Here is a 15,369-nt window from a genome sequence, read left to right on the forward strand (position 1 = left end):
CGTGTCGACCGCGAGAATCAGATCGCCTAAAGCTCCGCACGCAGCTTTCCGAACGCGTGTTTCGGAGAAGCTGCGACCAGTCGCCGGGGCAGGTCAGGGGTGATTGCAGGTCTTGATATCAAGGAGGTCGTCGAGCTCGCGCTGTTGCTGATCGCAACCGGCGCGCTCTCGGGATTCTTGGCCGGCGTGTTCGGCATTGGCGGCGGCGCGATTCTCGTGCCGGTGTTTTACGAATGCTTCCGCATCGCCGGCGTGCCGCTCGAAGTGCGCATGCCGCTCTGCATCGGCACCTCGCTCGCGGTGATCATTCCGACGTCGATCCGTTCGTTCCAGGCGCACTACAAGCGCGGCGCCGTCGACATGTCGATCCTGCGCGTGTGGTGGCTGCCGATCGTGATCGGCGTCGTCGCCGGCAGCGTCATCGCGCGTTACGCGCCGGAGAAGCTGTTCAAGATCGTGTTCGTCTGCGTCGCCTATTCCGCGTCGGCGCGTCTCATCTTCGCGCGCGAGGGCTGGAAGTTCGGCGACGACCTGCCCAAAGGGCCGCTGATGCGCGTCTACGGCTTCTGCGTCGGTATCCTCTCGACGCTGATGGGCATCGGCGGCGGCCTGTTCTCGAACCTGCTGATGACGTTCTACGGCCGGCCCATCCACCAGGCAGTGGCGACCTCGTCGGCACTCGCGGTCCTGATCTCGATCCCCGGCGCGCTCGGCTACATCTATGCCGGCTGGCCGGCGGCTGCGACCTATCCGGCCGTCGCAGCGCTGCAAGTGCCGTTCGCGCTCGGTTACGTCTCGCTGATCGGCGCCGTGCTGGTGATGCCGATGAGCCTCGTGACAGCGCCGCTCGGCGTGAGAGCCGCGCACGCGATGTCGAAGCGAACGCTCGAGGTCGCGTTCGGGTGTTATCTCTTTATCGTCGGCAGCCGGTTCGTGATGAGCTTGGTGGGCGGGCAGTAAGCGCTGGCATCGTAGGGTGGGTTAGCGCAGCGTAACCCACCACTTCTCGCATCGCGGAGACTAAAGTGGTGGGTTACGCCTTCGGCTAACCCACCCTACGGATTGCGTGCTAGTTGACGGATCGGTCCTTCAATCTCACTTCGCTGCGGCCCCACATTTGAAGATTGCCTTGCGCTTCCAGAAGATCGGCCTCGATCAACGCCTGAATGCGGGCCGCAAAGACCTCAAAGTCGACAGGAGCCGCTAGCGCTTCTTCCTTTTCGACCTTCTCAACCGCGCAGTACAGAACCATCGCGACCTTCTGCCATCGTGGCTTCATGACAGAGAAAATGATGCGATCCAAATCAGTCTCCAGCACAGACGATGGAAGAAAAACATTCTCCCATCGGAGCGTGCTGTCGATTGTGGGAGGCGGGCCTGGTGGCTCAAGGTCCGGATATCTTTTGTAGATCAGTCGCAGAAGCTTGAACTGCAAATGGAAAACCGCCGTTATAAGCGGTTCTGCAAACAGCTTTCTGCCGTCGTCGCCAACATCGACGATCGCGGCCTCAGCTCGCCGGAATGCTGCTGCGGCATCAAGCAGGTGCTTGTGTATCTTTTTAGCTTGCTCTCGGTTCATGTCCCCCACCCCCGGAGCGATTGAGCTCTCTATTTCTTCGCGTAAATATCCTTGTACGTATCGCGCAGCACGTTCTTCTGCACCTTGCCCATCGTATTCCGCGGCAGTTCGTCCACGACGAACACGCGCTTGGGCATCTTGAACTTTGCCAGCCGGCCGTCGAGCGCCTTCAGCACCGCGGCCTCAGTGACGTCGGCGCCCTTGTTGCAGACCAGAACCGCCGTGACGCCTTCGCCGAAATCGGCATGCGGCACGCCGATCACGGCGGATTCGACCACGCCCGGCATGGCGTCGAGCTCACTCTCGATTTCCTTGGGGTAGACGTTGAAGCCGCCGGAGATCACGAGATCCTTGCCGCGGCCGAGAATGTGGACGTAGCCCTTGTCGTCGATCTTGCCGAGGTCGCCGGTGATGAAGAAGCCGTCGGGCCGGAATTCCGACTTGGTCTTCTCCGGCATGCGCCAGTATCCCTTGAACACGTTCGGGCCCTTCACCTCGATCATGCCGATTTCGTCGCGCGGCAGCTCCTTGCCCGTCTCGGGCTCGGTCACGCGCACGGAGACGCCGGGGAGGGGAAAGCCGACCGCGCCGGGCACGCGCTCGCCGTCATACGGGTTCGACGTGTTCATGTTGGTCTCGGTCATGCCGTAGCGCTCGAGCACCGCATGGCCCGTGCGCGCCGACCATTCGCGATGGGTTTCGGCGAGCAGCGGCGCGGAGCCCGAGATGAACAGCCGCATGTGCTTTGTGGTCTCGCGCGACAGCGCGGAGTTCTGGAGCAGCCGTGTGTAGAAGGTCGGCACGCCCATCAGCACCGTGGCGCGCGCCATCAGCTTGATGATCAGGTCCGGGTCGAGCTTCGGCAGGAAGATCATCGACGCGCGCGAAAACAGCGTCACGTTGGTCGCCACGAACAGGCCGTGCGTATGGTAGATCGGCAGCGCGTGGATCAGCACGTCCTTGTCGGTGAAGCGCCAGTAGCCGACGAGCGAGAGCGAGTTCGACGCGAGATTGTCGTGCGTCAGCATCGCGCCCTTGGAGCGGCCGGTGGTGCCCGAGGTGTAGAGGATGGCGGCGAGATCGTCGTTTGCCCGTGAGACGGTCGCGAATTCGCTGCTGGCCTTGTCGGCGGCCTCGGTCAGCGAGCCCTTGCCGTCGGGCCCGAGCGTCTCGACCTTGGCCTTCACCTTGGCGGCGATCGGGGCGAGGCCCTCCGCCTTGGAGGGATCGCAGACCACCAGCGACGGCTCGGCATCGCCGATGAAGTAGTCGAGCTCGTTCAGCGTATAGGCCGTGTTCAGCGGCAAATAGACCGCGCCGGCCCGCACGGTGGCGAGATACAGCACGATATTGGCGACCGATTTCTCCACCTGCACCGCGACGCGGTCGCCGGGCTTCACGCCGCGCGCGACCAGCACGTTCGCCATCTGCCCGGCCCGCGCGATCAGATCGCCATAGCTGATACGGCCGCCGTCCTGCGTCTCGACCGCGAGGCGTTTGGGGTCGTCCAGACCGTCGAACAGGCGGGAAAACAGGTTGGCGTTGGCAGCTTGGTTCATGCAAGATTTCCTCGACCGCAAGGCAAACAAGGCCGGTCAAAACCGAGGGCTGGATTAGCAAAAACCGCCCCAATGAAGCAACGGAGACAGTTTGCATGACCAAAAACGGGAAACGCGTGGCCTGGGTGACGGGCGGCGGCAGCGGGATCGGGGAGGCCGGCGCCGAGGCGCTCGCGGCCGACGGCTGGATAGTCGTGGTCTCGGGCCGCCGCAAGGACGCCCTGGATACCGTGGTTGCCAAGATTGCCAAGGCAGGCGGGGCGGCCGAGGCCATTGCGCTCGATGTGTCCAACGCCGCCGAAGCCCAGAAGGCGGCCGATCAAATCGTCGCGAAGCACGGCCGCATCGACCTGCTCGTGAACAATGCCGGTATCAATGTCCCCAAGCGGAGCTGGAAGGACATGGAACTGGAGGGCTGGGACAAGCTCGTCCAGGTCAACCTCAACGGCGTGCTGTATTGCAGCGCGCGGTGTTGCCCACGATGCGCAAGCAGCAGGATGGTTCGATCATCAACGTCTCGTCCTGGGCCGGCCGCCACGTCTCGAAGATGCCGGGCCCGGCCTACACCACCACCAAGCATGCGGTGCTGGCGCTGACTCATTCCTTCAACATGGACGAATGCGTCAATGGCTTGCGCGCCTGCTGTCTGATGCCTGGCGAAGTGGCGACCCCGATCCTGAAGCTGCGCCCGGTGGTGCCGAGCGAGGAAGAGCAGGCCAAGATGCTGCAATCCGAAGATCTCGGCCGCACCATCGCGTTCATCGCATCGATGCCGCCGCGCGTCTGCATCAACGAGCTCCTGATCAGCCCGACGCATAATCGCGGATTTATCCAGACGCCGAACAACAGGGATTGATTGTCGGCCCGTAGCCCGGATGGAGCGAAGCGCAATCCGGGGCAAGTCGATACGAACGCGACAACCCCGGATTACGCTTCGCTCCATCCGGGCTACACCCCGTCATTGCGAGCGCAGCGAAGCAATCCAGGACCTCTCCGCGGAAAGACTCTGGATTGCTTCGTCGCTTCGCTCCTCGCAATGACGGTATGGATGCACACGGACACTCCCCCGCTTAGTTTCACGCATCACGATAAATTATTTCCCGAAACCCCATCGCGAACCCTCCCGTAGTTCGGTCCAACGACGCGCTACTGCTTCACGTCAAACTGTCGCAGGCGCCGTTGTTGCCCCAACGCAAATGCCGGCAATTGCCGGTCACAATTCAATCGGGAGATTCTCCATGTCGAAGCGTATTGCCTATCTCGCTGCCGCCGCCTTCAGCGCCCTGGCCATCACCGCGACCGTCGTCGCGCCTGTTCGCGCCGAGGAGAAGACCGTCATGGTCGGTGGCGCCGCGATGTTCCCGTCCAAGAACATCGTCCAGAACGCCGTCAACTCCAAGGATCACACCACGCTGGTCGCGGCGGTGAAGGCGGCCGGCCTGGTGCCGACGCTGGAAAGCAAGGGCCCGTTCACGGTGTTCGCGCCCACCAACGCCGCCTTCGGCAAGCTGCCGGCCGGCACCGTCGACAACCTGGTCAAGCCCGAGAACAAGGCGACCTTGACCAAGATCCTCACCTACCATGTCGTGCCCGGCAAGCTCGAGGCCTCCGACCTCACCGACGGCAAGAAGATGAAGACTGCCGAAGGCGAGGAACTGACCGTGAAGAAGCAGGACGGCAAGGTCTGGATCGTGGATGCCAAGGGCGGCACCTCGATGGTGACGATCTCCAACGTCAACCAGTCGAACGGCGTGATCCATGTGGTCGATACCGTGCTGATGCCGGCGACGTAACACCGCCCACCCCTGTTTCATCCCGCACGCAGGATGCGACGAAACGGCGAGCCGGGGGCACCCGGCTCGCTTTATTGTGACCAAGGTCGCCCGCAGACTCGATTCGCCGTCGTGCGGGGGCGTAACGAAAGCGGAAGTATCGGCGTATATTCGGTGTCAGACGACCTTCAGGACGGAACCATCATGTCGAGCCTCACAGTCAGCGACGAGCAGGTCAGCGCCACCCCCGCCAAAGTGATCCAGCCGGCCTGGGTCCGCGTCATGCACTGGACCAACGCGGTCGCCATGATCCTGATGATCCTGTCGGGCTGGCAGATCTACAACGCCTCGCCGCTGTTCGGCTTCAGCTTTCCGCGCGAATATACGCTTGGCGGCTGGCTCGGCGGCGGCCTGCTCTGGCACTTTGCGGCGATGTGGCTGCTGATGGTCAACGGCCTCGCCTATCTCGTCACCGGCTTCGCCACCGGCCGCTTCCGCAAGAAGCTGCTGCCGATCACGCCATCCGGCGTGCTCCACGACGTCAGGGCTGCCCTGACCTTCAAGCTCGGCCACGACGATCTCACCGTCTACAATTACGTGCAGCGCGTGCTCTATGCCGGCATCATCGTGGTCGGCGTGCTGATCGTGCTGTCGGGCCTGTCGATGTGGAAGCCCGTGCAGCTCTATTATCTCGTGATGCTGTTCGGCGACTATCCGACCGCGCGCTATGTCCATTTCTTCTGCATGGCCGCGATCTGCGCCTTCCTCGTCATTCACGTCTTGCTCGCGCTGCTGGTGCCGAAGAGCCTGCGCGCGATGATCATTGGTCGCTGAGAGCATGATCCGGAAAAGTGGGAACCGGTTTTCCGACAAGATCATGTTCAAGATAAATATGTGAGACCCGTTATGGCCAAGCGCTCATTCCTCATCCCCGGCGTCGACAAGCGGCTCTTGATCAAGGACTCCATCAAGTCCATGCCGGACTTCACCCGCCGCCGCTTCATCGCCGGCGGCGCCAGCCTCGGCGCGCTGACGCTGCTCACCGGCTGCGACGTCGTCGATTCCTCGTCGGCCGATACCCTGCTCGCGAAGGTCTCGAAGTTCAACGACGCCGTGCAGGCGTGGATGTTCAATCCCGACGCGCTGGCGCCGACCTTCCCCGAGAGCGCGATTACGAAACCGTTCCCGTTCAACGCCTATTACGATCTCGACGACGCGCCCGACGTCGACGGCGCCGACTGGAAGCTCGAGGTGCGCGGTCTGGTCGACAACAAGAAGTCCTGGACGCTGGACGAGCTCTACAAGCTGCCGCAGGTCACGCAGATCACCCGCCACATCTGTGTCGAGGGCTGGAGCGCGATCGGAAGCTGGACCGGCACGCCGCTCCGCGATTTCCTCAAGCTGATCGGCGCCGACACGCGCGCAAAGTATGTCTGGTTCCAGTGCGCCGACAAGGACGGCTACAACTCGCCGCTCGACATGCGCAGCGCGCTGCATCCGCAGACCCAGATGACGTTCAAATACGCGAACGAGATATTGCCGCGCGCCTACGGTTTCCCGATGAAGATCCGCGTGCCGACAAAACTCGGCTTCAAGAACCCGAAATACGTGGTCTCGATGGAAGTCACCAACGACTACAAGGGCGGCTACTGGGAAGACCAGGGGTACAATTCGTTCAGCGGGAGCTGACGCCAGCCCCGCTGCCGTAGGGTGGGCAAAGCGACTTGTCCGCCATAGCTCGAAGAGCGAAGGCGGAAGCGTGCCCACCGATGCTGTATCCGCGACAACGGTCATGGTGGGCACGGCGCTTTGCGCCTTTGCCCACCCTACGGCACCGGTTCTTTGGCCGGCCCCACCTTGCGCTGGCACAATGCGGCCACCGCCCCCAACGCCAGCAGCGCCGCCGACACATTCAATGCGTAACTCAGACTCCCCAACGCATCCGTGATCGCGCCGACCACGATCGGCCCCAGCGTCTGGCCGACGCCGAACGAGATGGTCATCGCCGCGATCGCGGTGGGCCACGCCTCCGGCGGGTAGTTGAAGCGGACGAAGGCCGTGGTCGAGCCGACCACGGCGAAGAAGGCGACGCCGAACACCACCGCCGAGACCGCGAGCCACGCCGGCGAATGCCCCAGCATCGGCAAGGCCGCGCCGAGCGCGTTGGTGCCGAGGATGATGGCGGTGGCAAGTCCGCCGCGGTCGAGCGCCAGCACGCCGCGCCAGACCCAGGGTGTGACGAAGGCGCTGAGGCCGATCAGGCTCCAGAACGCGGCCTGCGCCGCGGCGCCGCCGCCGCCGTCGCGCACATACGCGATCATGAAGGTCATGTAGGCGATGTAGCCGGCGCCGAACAGGAAGTAGCCGGCGAGATAGATCAGTACTGGCAGAATCGCGAAGGCGGCGTGGCTGCCTTCCGAGAAGCGCACCCCGCTCTCGATGCGGATCAGGAACAGCGGCACGGTCATCACGACGGACAGCAGCGTCAGCGCCCACCACACCAGCCACCACGAGCCCGGCCCGAAATATTGCAGCGTGAACGGGGCGATCAGCCCCGAGGCGAGAATCCCGATGCCGGGCCCGGCATAGAACAGGCTGAGCAGGAAATTGGCCCGTTCCGGGCGCGACTGCGCGATGGCCGCGGCCAGCGCGCCGCCGGCGACGAAGCCGGCCGCGGCCCCCAGGCCCAGCACGAGGCGTGCGAGGCTCAGCGCCACGAAATTGCCGGTCAGCGCGCAGGTGGCGAGCGCTGCGACGCAGGCGAGGGTTCCGCCGCGGATCGCCGCCGACCAGCCGACGCGCTGGATCAGCCGGGACGCGACAAGCGCGCCCACGAGGTAGCCGACGGCATTGATGGTGTTCATGAAACCCGCCGCCGAGTAGGACCAGCCGAGGTCCTCCCGCATATCGGGCAGCACCAGCGCATAGGCAAAGCGGCCGATGCCGAGCCCGACCGTCGCTGCCAGCGACAGGGTCAGAATCAGCCGCGCGGGATGTGCGTCGGGCGGGGGACGATCAGGGGCGCGCAAGGGATACTCCGGCGCGCCCACTGTGGCAGGCCCCGCGGGCCTTGCACAGCCGCGAGGCGGCAATGGTGTCTTGCCAAGCGCGCAACGCCGCTCTAGCACTCCGGCCGAATTCGATCTCAGAGGAAACGACCATGGCGACCCACAAATTGCTGCTGCTCCCCGGCGACGGTATCGGCCCCGAGGTGATGGGCGAGGTGAAGCGGCTGATCGACTGGCTCAATTCGGCAGGGATCGCCAAATTCGAGACCGATACCGGCCTGGTCGGCGGCTCCGCCTACGACGCCCACAAGGTGTCGATCTCCGAGGGCGACATGGCCAAGGCGCTGGCCGCCGACGCCATCATCTTCGGCGCGGTCGGCGGCCCGAAGTGGGATGCCGTTCCTTACGAGGTGCGTCCCGAAGCCGGCCTGCTCCGCCTGCGCAAGGATCTCGCCCTGTTCGCCAACCTCCGTCCCGCCGTCTGCTATCCGGCGCTGGCCGATGCCTCCAGCCTGAAGCGTGAGGCGGTCGAGGGTCTCGACATCGTCATCGTGCGCGAGCTCACCGGCGGCGTCTATTTCGGCGAGCCCAAGACCATCACCGATCTCGGCAACGGCCAGAAGCGTGCCGTCGATACCCAGGTCTACGACACCTATGAGATCGAGCGCATCGGCCGCGTCGCCTTCGAGCTTGCGAGGAAGCGCAAGAACAAGGTGACGTCGATGGAGAAGCGCAACGTCATGAAGTCGGGCGTGCTCTGGAATGAGGTCATGACGGCGGTCCACAAGCGCGAATATCCCGACGTGACGCTCGAGCACCAGCTCGCCGATTCCGGCGGCATGATGCTGGTGAAGGCGCCGAAGCAGTTCGACGTCATCGTCACCGACAATCTGTTCGGCGACATGCTGTCCGACATCGCGGCAATGCTGACCGGTTCGCTCGGTATGCTGCCCTCGGCCTCGCTCGGCGAGGTCGATGTGAAGAGCAAGAAGCGCAAGGCGCTGTACGAGCCCGTGCACGGTTCGGCGCCTGACATCGCAGGCCAAGGCCTCGCGAACCCCATCGCGATGATCTCGTCCTTCGGCATGGCGCTGCGCTATTCCTTCGATATGGGCGATCTCGCCGACAAGGTCGATGCCGCGATCGCCGCGGTGCTGGCGAGCGGCCTGCGCACCGCCGACATCAAGTCGGAAGGCACCACGGCCGCCTCGACCACGCAGATGGGCGAAGCGATCCTGAAGGAATTGCAGAAGCTGCACGCGTAGCCACAAACACCGCAATCGTAGGGTGGGCAAAGCGATCGTGCCCACCATTTCGATCGCGATTGCCGCGAGATGGTGGGCACGGTGCTTCGCGCCTTTGCCCACCCTGCGGCTCTGCCGACGACCTCAGGGAAGCCACCTCATGGATGCCTCGCCCCGCCCCAAGATCGCGGAAACCATCATCCATGAAACGGCGCGCCAGCGCGAAGCCCAGATCGGGCGGCGCTGCGAAATCCTCGCCAACACCCGCATCGAATATGCCGCGCTCGGCGACTACTCCTATCTCGGCGAGAACTGCGAGGTCGCCGACGCGGTGATCGGAAAATTCACCGCCATCGCCAACTCGGTGCGGATCGGCGCGCCCAATCATCCGATGGGCCGTCCGTCGCAGCATCGCTTCACCTATTGCCCTGAATATTACGAGGCGACCGCGAGCCGTGACCGCGACTTCTTCGCGGATCGCCGCAGCGACCGGGTCATCGTCGGCAATGATGTCTGGATCGGGCACGCCGCCATCCTGCTACCGGGCGTCACGGTCGGCGACGGCGCGGTGATTGCCGCGGGCGCGGTCGTCAGCCGCGATGTCGAGCCCTACACGATCGTCGGTGGCGTTCCCGCGCGCGCCATCCGCAAGCGCTTTGACGATTCGGTCGCGGCAAGCCTGCGCCGCATTGCCTGGTGGGATTGGCCGGACGAACTCATCTTCGAGCGCCTGGGCGATTTCCGCTCCGAGGCGATCGAAGAATTTTGCAGGCGCTACGACCCGGCAGCCAACGCCTGAAGCGGACGCATCTCTCACAAACAAAAATGGCCGGGCGTGAGCCCGGCCATTTTGATTCGGTCGATCATTCCGCTCAGTACAGCGGGAAATTCCGCGGATAGCCGCCGACGTCGGCCGGCGTGCTCAGCGGCTGGCGATCGATCGGGCGGTTGTTGTTCTCGCGGGCGAAGGTCGGATAGCCGATCGCCGGCGGGAAAGCGTAGTCGGAGAACTTGCGGTCGCCCGGATTGACCTCGGTGCCGCCGTCGAGCCAGGAGCGCTTGCTCACATAGAGGCGGGTGCGACCCTGCTGATAGACCGCGTTGGGGCCGCTCGGACCGTAATAGGGCCGGCTGTTGTCGTAACGTTGCTTCTTGGTGTCGGCCGAGGCGGGTGTCGCGAGGGCTGAGGACATGGCAACCACGGCGCCGGCCGCAAGCCACATCGCCAGTTTGTTCGCGGCGGAGAAATTCGAGCTCATCACGTCCCCTTCAGGCGGCAAGCCGCCAATCGATTTCATCCCCATACTAGCCCGGCAAGGGTGGCCGCAACTAGGTCTATTGGGTCACACCAGCTCGGAATAATCGTGCGCGCTGGCAAAAGTTGCATCAATACCAGCCACTTGACCTTGATGCCGGTTAGAGCGCCCCGCGCAATTGCGCGTTCGCCGCGCCCAGCAGCCAGTCCGACGAACCCTGGGGAGCACAGGAGCGGCGCTTCAGCTCCGCATGGGCGAACAATTCCGCCAGCTTCGGCTCGTTACCCGAGGTCAGGAGCGTCAGCCGGTTCAGCGTGCAGGCGATCGCCGCGCGCTGGGCGGGCAGGGTGTCGCCCTGGCAGGAGAAGCCGGAGATCTGAAGCGCCGGCTCCTCGCTGCGCTTGAGGTAGCCGAGGCACGCCCGCGCGGCCTCCGCCGTGCCGGTGGGCCGGAACAGGGCGACGGGACCGAATTTCGTGTCGATCAGGCCGGCCTGCTCGAGCGGCGTTGCGTCCCCCAGGCCCATTTGGACGGCCAGGTCCGCTGTCGCCGGGCGGGTCACGTCGAATTCGCCGCCTTCGCGGTAGATCTCGAGCTCCGCCACGGGCTTGTCCGCCTCGCCGGTCCAGCGCATCACGTCCCTGCGGCCGCCCTCGGGATGCCTGAGAATGGCGTAAGAGGCTGTTTTTTCTGATGAATCGAGCCGACTGAGGGCGAAGGCCGGTTGCGAGCGATCGGCCACGCTCCACCCCGGCTTCTCCGCGGGCTCTTCGTCACGCAGGCTGGGCAGCTGGTCGAACGCGGCGAGGGCGAGGATGGCAAACAGGGCCAGCGCCCCCACATAGGCGAACAGGCGCGCCAGCGTGCCGACGATCTCGTCGGCGAGGGCTGCGAGCGCCAGATGGATCTGGGTAGGGGTTGCGGCCGTGCTGGCCTCTGGCGACTGCATCCACGGCCTTCAGGCATGGTCCAACGTTGTCTTGAGGCCGGTTCTCGCATAGAAGCGCTGCTCTTCCTGTTTAAGCGTCAGCTTCAGGAACGGGCTTTTTCATCGGAGAGTGAACGATGGGTTACAAAGTCGCAGTCGTCGGCGCGACCGGCAATGTCGGACGGGAAATGCTCAACATCCTCGATGAGCGCAAATTCCCCGCGGACGAGGTCGTGGCCCTGGCGTCACGCCGCAGCGTCGGCGTCGAGGTCTCCTATGGCGACCGCACCCTGAAGGTCAAAGCGCTCGAGCACTATGACTTCTCCGATGTCGATATCTGCCTGATGTCGGCGGGCGGCTCGGTGTCGAAGGAATGGTCGCCGAAGATCGGCGCCGCCGGCACGGTCGTGATCGACAACTCGTCCGCCTGGCGCATGGATCCGGACGTCCCGCTGATCGTGCCGGAAGTGAACGCGGACGCGACGGCCGGCTTCAAGAAGAAGAACATCATCGCCAACCCGAACTGCTCGACCGCGCAGCTCGTGGTTGCGCTGAAGCCGCTGCACGACAAGGCGACGATCAAGCGCGTCGTGGTCTCGACCTATCAATCGGTCTCGGGCGCCGGCAAGGATGCGATGGACGAATTGTTCTCGCAGACCAAGGCCGTCTACACCAACAGCGAGCTGATCGCGAAGAAATTCCCCAAGCGCATCGCCTTCAACGTCATCCCCCAGATCGACGTCTTCATGGAGGACGGCTACACCAAGGAAGAGTGGAAGATGATGGCGGAGACCAAGAAGATTCTTGATCCCAAGATCAAGCTCTCCGCGACCTGCGTGCGCGTGCCGGTGTTCGTCGGCCACTCCGAGGCCGTCAACATCGAGTTCGAGAATCCGATCACGGCGGACGAGGCACGCGACATCCTGCGCAAGGCGCCGGGCTGCCTCGTCATCGACAAGCAGGAGCCCGGTGGCTACGCCACGCCGTATGAAGCCGCCGGCGAGGACGCCACCTATATCAGCCGCATCCGCGAGGACGCGACGGTGGAGAACGGCCTCGTGCTGTGGTGCGTGTCCGACAATCTGCGCAAGGGCGCGGCGCTCAACGCCATCCAGATCGCGGAAGTGCTGATCAACCGCAAGCTGATCAGCGCGAAGAAGAAGGCGGCGTAACGAGCGGGATCTCGTAGGGTGGGCAAAGCGAAGCGTGCCCACCAAGGTCTCAATCGGGAAAGATGGTGGGCACGGCGCGTTGCGCCTTTGCCCACCCTACGAATTCAAGCCGCGTTGCGCACGCTCCTGAATTCCTTCGCGACCTTGTCCAGCACGAACAGCGATCCCTCCGCCACGCCGAAATAGGCGCCGTGGGTCTGCATCTGGCCTGAGTCCACCGCCTTCTGCACGAACGGAAACGTCATCAGGTTTTCCAGGCTGCGGAACACCGCGGCCTTCTCGATGCGCTCGACGAACTGCGCCATGGTCTCGTGGTCGCGCTGCTCGACCACTTCGCCCGGCTTGATGAACATCTGCATCCATTTGCCGATGAAGTCGCCCGGCGTGAGTGGCTCGATCTTGTCGACGAAGGCACGGATGCCGCCGCATTGCGCGTGGCCGAGCACGACGATGTGCTTCACCTTCAGGACCGTCACGGCATATTCCAGCGCCGCGGAGACGCCGTGCGCATTGCCGTCGGGCTGATACACCGGCACCAGATTGGCGATGTTGCGGACGACGAACAGTTCACCCGGGCCGACGTCGAAGATCACCTCGGGCGAGACGCGGCTGTCGCAGCAGCCGATCACCATCACTTCCGGGAACTGCCCCTTCACCGACAGCTCGCGATAGCGGCTCTGCTCGGTCGGCAGCCGCTGGGTGGCGAAGGCCTTGTAGCCTTCCAGCAAATGCTTCGGGAATGTGATCATGGCCTATGCCTAACCATAGACCAGAGGGGCGAACAAGCCTTTCGAATAGGCAGGCCAGATGCTATCGGCTTGGCTTGTTGTTTGAGCATGATCCTTTCGGAAAACCGCCGCACATTTTTCCGGGATCATGCTCCAGAATACACCTGAGGAAACTGGAAGGAATGCTCGCATGACCCGCCCGCGCCGCAGCCATCTGTTCATGCCCGGCTCCAACCCCCGCGCGCTGGAAAAGGCGCGAAATCTCGCCGCCGACGGCCTGATCCTCGATCTGGAAGATTCCGTCGCCCCCGACCTCAAGGGGGTGGCGCGTGACGGCATCGCCGCTGCGATCGCGGACAAGGGGTTCGGCAAGCGCGAGATTTTAATCCGGACCAACGGCCTCGACACGCCCTGGTGGGCCGATGACGTCGCGATGGCCGCCAAGGCCTCGCCTGACGGCATTCTGGTTCCAAAAGTTTCAAGCATCGAGGATCTCCAGGCGATCGGCGCTCGCCTTGCCGAGCTCGGCGCCGCGCCGACGGTGAAAGTCTGGGCGATGATCGAGACCGCGCGCGCCGTGCTTCATGCCGAGGAGCTGGCTGCCGCGGGCCGCGATCCCAAGACGCGCCTCTCCGGTTTCGTGTTCGGCCCGAACGACATCTCGCGCGAGACGCGCATCAAGATGCTGCCGGGCCGCGCGGCGATGATCCCGATGATCACCCATTGCATTCTGGCGACGCGGGCCCACGGCCTCGAGATCCTCGACGGCCCCTATAGCGACATCGCCAATTCCGACGGTTTTGCCACCGAATGCGCACAGGGCCGCGACCTCGGCTTCGACGGCAAGACGCTGATCCATCCGTCGCAGATCGAGGCTTGCAACGCGATCTTCACGCCGCCCGAAGAGGAAGTCGCGCGCGCGCGAAAGATCATCGCGGCATTCGAGCTGCCCGAGAACGTCTCGCGCGGCGCGATCCGGCTCGATGGCGCAATGGTGGAGCGTCTGCACGCCGACATGGCGCGGCGCACGATCGAGATCGCGGACGCGATCGCAGCGATGAGCAAGGGCTGAGGCGTCAACTCGAAGAAGCGATATCCGCTTTTCCCCGCCAGGCGGACATCTTCTCGACGTCAAGAGGACTGCCGCTTGTGACCCAAGCGGTCATCGCGACGGTCAGTCCCAATCGCCTATTTTCCCGCCCGCGAAGCGGCTCTGGATTCGTCACCCGCGACGATGGCGCTTTCGCGGGACGGTGCATCGACAGGCTGCGGCGCCGCCAATTCCTGGCAATACATCTGATCGATCTTGCGCTGCATGAGCGCATAGCAATCGCATGCGACCTTCTCGAGCCGCGCCCGATGGATCTCGACAAACCCGCGCCGGTCGGACGGGACGGCGCCGGCATCGCGTAGCTTGCTCATCGTCAGGGTCACTGTCGTCCGTCGCACCCCAAGCAATTGCGCAAGCGCCTCGTGCGTCACCGGAAGCCGGTCATCGGGAACGCGGTCGTGCAGCTGCAGGAGCCACCGCGCCATGCGGCCATCGACCCGGTGCAGCGCGTTGCAGGCGGCGACGTGCTGGAGCTGCAACAACACCGCGCGGGCGTGGACTTGCACGACGTTCCTGATGGCGGCGCTTTGCGCAAAGGCCGCGCGAAACTTGGCGGCGGAAATCAGCGATGCTGTGCCGGCGATCCGAGCAATCGCGGTCACGGATGACAGCGACGGGCCGAGCACGGAGAACGAGGCCAAAGCGCCTTCCCGTCCCATCAAGGTGGTTGCGACCGTTTGCCCGTCCGGCATATCGATCATGAAGGCGATGGCGCCGCTATGGGGAAAATAAACCGGGTCGAGCTCATCGCCCGACCGCACCAGGATGGCATCGGGTTCGAACGAGACCTTCTGGAAGTAGGGCGTGAGCAAACCGAGATCCGCCGGCGGCAACGCCGCCAATAGTCGATTCCCGATGCCCGTGCGGTGGACGGTCACGGCGCTTTCCGGTGAACGAGCACCCAACGAACGACGGTAACCATCTATTTCGTTTGCCATGATTATCCGAAATACGAACTGCCGAAGGGCAACCATCCAAACAGAGCCGTTCGTCGAGATCAAGCACGGACAAT

The 15,369-nt window shown here is 64.0% G+C and carries 15 protein-coding genes and 1 pseudogene; 9 read left to right on the top strand and 7 right to left on the bottom strand.

Annotated elements, in window-relative coordinates; genetic code table 11:
- The first annotated feature begins 99 nt into the window (after positions 1-99).
- Complete coding sequence (locus ABIB95_RS19915) at positions 100-960, top strand: sulfite exporter TauE/SafE family protein (protein WP_354241395.1); 861 nt, start codon at positions 100-102, stop codon at positions 958-960.
- A gap of 109 nt (positions 961-1,069) precedes the next feature.
- On the opposite strand, the gene ABIB95_RS19920 is transcribed toward ABIB95_RS19915, so the two are convergent.
- Positions 1,070-1,579, bottom strand: coding sequence for a hypothetical protein (locus tag ABIB95_RS19920; RefSeq protein ID WP_354241396.1), 510 nt, complete (start codon positions 1,577-1,579; stop codon positions 1,070-1,072).
- Between the two features lie 29 nt (positions 1,580-1,608).
- Entirely contained in the window at positions 1,609-3,138 is a 1,530-nt protein-coding gene (locus ABIB95_RS19925) for a malonate--CoA ligase (RefSeq protein ID WP_354241397.1), read from the bottom strand.
- A gap of 95 nt (positions 3,139-3,233) precedes the next feature.
- On the opposite strand from ABIB95_RS19925, the pseudogene ABIB95_RS19930 reads away from it, so the two are divergent.
- The 4 genes and pseudogenes from ABIB95_RS19930 to ABIB95_RS19945 all read left to right on the top strand — a co-directional run bounded on the left by ABIB95_RS19930 (position 3,234) and on the right by ABIB95_RS19945 (position 6,599).
- A pseudogene (locus ABIB95_RS19930) lies at positions 3,234-3,994 on the top strand (SDR family oxidoreductase).
- Between the two features lie 382 nt (positions 3,995-4,376).
- Entirely contained in the window at positions 4,377-4,931 is a 555-nt protein-coding gene (locus ABIB95_RS19935; RefSeq protein WP_014490676.1) for a fasciclin domain-containing protein, read from the top strand.
- A gap of 183 nt (positions 4,932-5,114) precedes the next feature.
- Positions 5,115-5,744, top strand: coding sequence for a cytochrome b/b6 domain-containing protein (locus ABIB95_RS19940; protein ID WP_354241398.1), 630 nt, complete (start codon positions 5,115-5,117; stop codon positions 5,742-5,744).
- Positions 5,745-5,816: 72 nt separating this feature from the next.
- Complete coding sequence (locus tag ABIB95_RS19945; protein ID WP_063980374.1) at positions 5,817-6,599, top strand: molybdopterin-binding protein; 783 nt, start codon at positions 5,817-5,819, stop codon at positions 6,597-6,599.
- Between the two features lie 137 nt (positions 6,600-6,736).
- On the opposite strand, the gene ABIB95_RS19950 is transcribed toward ABIB95_RS19945, so the two are convergent.
- Complete coding sequence (locus ABIB95_RS19950; protein WP_354241400.1) at positions 6,737-7,939, bottom strand: YbfB/YjiJ family MFS transporter; 1,203 nt, start codon at positions 7,937-7,939, stop codon at positions 6,737-6,739.
- A gap of 131 nt (positions 7,940-8,070) precedes the next feature.
- On the opposite strand from ABIB95_RS19950, the gene leuB reads away from it, so the two are divergent.
- Together leuB and ABIB95_RS19960 are read left to right on the top strand one after the other, a co-directional pair.
- Positions 8,071-9,183: a 3-isopropylmalate dehydrogenase gene (gene leuB / locus ABIB95_RS19955; RefSeq protein WP_231143761.1), complete on the top strand. Its 1,113-nt coding sequence runs from the start codon at positions 8,071-8,073 to the stop codon at positions 9,181-9,183.
- A gap of 139 nt (positions 9,184-9,322) precedes the next feature.
- Positions 9,323-9,961, top strand: a complete 639-nt coding sequence (locus tag ABIB95_RS19960; RefSeq protein WP_354241402.1) for a DapH/DapD/GlmU-related protein — start codon at positions 9,323-9,325, stop codon at positions 9,959-9,961.
- Positions 9,962-10,034: 73 nt separating this feature from the next.
- On the opposite strand, the gene ABIB95_RS19965 is transcribed toward ABIB95_RS19960, so the two are convergent.
- On the bottom strand, positions 10,035-10,421 hold the full coding sequence (locus tag ABIB95_RS19965) for a hypothetical protein (RefSeq protein WP_028158592.1): 387 nt from the start codon (positions 10,419-10,421) through the stop codon (positions 10,035-10,037).
- Positions 10,422-10,578: 157 nt separating this feature from the next.
- Complete coding sequence (locus tag ABIB95_RS19970) at positions 10,579-11,367, bottom strand: hypothetical protein (RefSeq protein ID WP_354241404.1); 789 nt, start codon at positions 11,365-11,367, stop codon at positions 10,579-10,581.
- A 116-nt stretch (positions 11,368-11,483) separates the two neighbouring features.
- Between ABIB95_RS19970 and ABIB95_RS19975 the strand changes: the two genes are divergently transcribed.
- Entirely contained in the window at positions 11,484-12,518 is a 1,035-nt protein-coding gene (locus ABIB95_RS19975; protein WP_063980378.1) for an aspartate-semialdehyde dehydrogenase, read from the top strand.
- 104 nt (positions 12,519-12,622) lie between these two features.
- Here the strand turns inward: ABIB95_RS19975 and ABIB95_RS19980 are convergent, their stop codons facing one another.
- Positions 12,623-13,267, bottom strand: a complete 645-nt coding sequence (locus ABIB95_RS19980; protein ID WP_071908674.1) for a carbonic anhydrase — start codon at positions 13,265-13,267, stop codon at positions 12,623-12,625.
- Positions 13,268-13,436: 169 nt separating this feature from the next.
- Here ABIB95_RS19980 and ABIB95_RS19985 point away from each other — a divergent pair, with 169 nt between their 5' ends.
- Complete coding sequence (locus ABIB95_RS19985; protein WP_071908673.1) at positions 13,437-14,318, top strand: HpcH/HpaI aldolase/citrate lyase family protein; 882 nt, start codon at positions 13,437-13,439, stop codon at positions 14,316-14,318.
- Between the two features lie 116 nt (positions 14,319-14,434).
- On the opposite strand, the gene ABIB95_RS19990 is transcribed toward ABIB95_RS19985, so the two are convergent.
- Entirely contained in the window at positions 14,435-15,235 is an 801-nt protein-coding gene (locus tag ABIB95_RS19990) for a Crp/Fnr family transcriptional regulator (protein WP_063980381.1), read from the bottom strand.
- Between the last annotated feature and the right edge of the window lie 134 nt (positions 15,236-15,369).

This window comes from Bradyrhizobium sp. LA2.1, from assembly GCF_040547725.1.
GTDB lineage: Bacteria > Pseudomonadota > Alphaproteobacteria > Rhizobiales > Xanthobacteraceae > Bradyrhizobium > Bradyrhizobium barranii.

Excerpts from the sequence above, each read along its gene's own strand:
- ABIB95_RS19985 (WP_071908673.1), top strand. The coding sequence starts at position 13,437 with ATGACCCGCCCGCGCCGCAGCCATCTGTTCATGCCCGGCTCCAACCCC.
- ABIB95_RS19980 (WP_071908674.1), bottom strand. The coding sequence starts at position 13,267 with ATGATCACATTCCCGAAGCATTTGCTGGAAGGCTACAAGGCCTTCGCC.
- ABIB95_RS19960 (WP_354241402.1), top strand. The coding sequence starts at position 9,323 with ATGGATGCCTCGCCCCGCCCCAAGATCGCGGAAACCATCATCCATGAA.
- ABIB95_RS19945 (WP_063980374.1), top strand. The coding sequence starts at position 5,817 with ATGGCCAAGCGCTCATTCCTCATCCCCGGCGTCGACAAGCGGCTCTTG.
- ABIB95_RS19940 (WP_354241398.1), top strand. The coding sequence starts at position 5,115 with ATGTCGAGCCTCACAGTCAGCGACGAGCAGGTCAGCGCCACCCCCGCC.
- leuB (WP_231143761.1), top strand. The coding sequence starts at position 8,071 with ATGGCGACCCACAAATTGCTGCTGCTCCCCGGCGACGGTATCGGCCCC.
- ABIB95_RS19920 (WP_354241396.1), bottom strand. The coding sequence starts at position 1,579 with ATGAACCGAGAGCAAGCTAAAAAGATACACAAGCACCTGCTTGATGCC.
- ABIB95_RS19925 (WP_354241397.1), bottom strand. The coding sequence starts at position 3,138 with ATGAACCAAGCTGCCAACGCCAACCTGTTTTCCCGCCTGTTCGACGGT.
- ABIB95_RS19965 (WP_028158592.1), bottom strand. The coding sequence starts at position 10,421 with ATGAGCTCGAATTTCTCCGCCGCGAACAAACTGGCGATGTGGCTTGCG.
- ABIB95_RS19975 (WP_063980378.1), top strand. The coding sequence starts at position 11,484 with ATGGGTTACAAAGTCGCAGTCGTCGGCGCGACCGGCAATGTCGGACGG.
- ABIB95_RS19970 (WP_354241404.1), bottom strand. The coding sequence starts at position 11,367 with ATGCAGTCGCCAGAGGCCAGCACGGCCGCAACCCCTACCCAGATCCAT.
- ABIB95_RS19935 (WP_014490676.1), top strand. The coding sequence starts at position 4,377 with ATGTCGAAGCGTATTGCCTATCTCGCTGCCGCCGCCTTCAGCGCCCTG.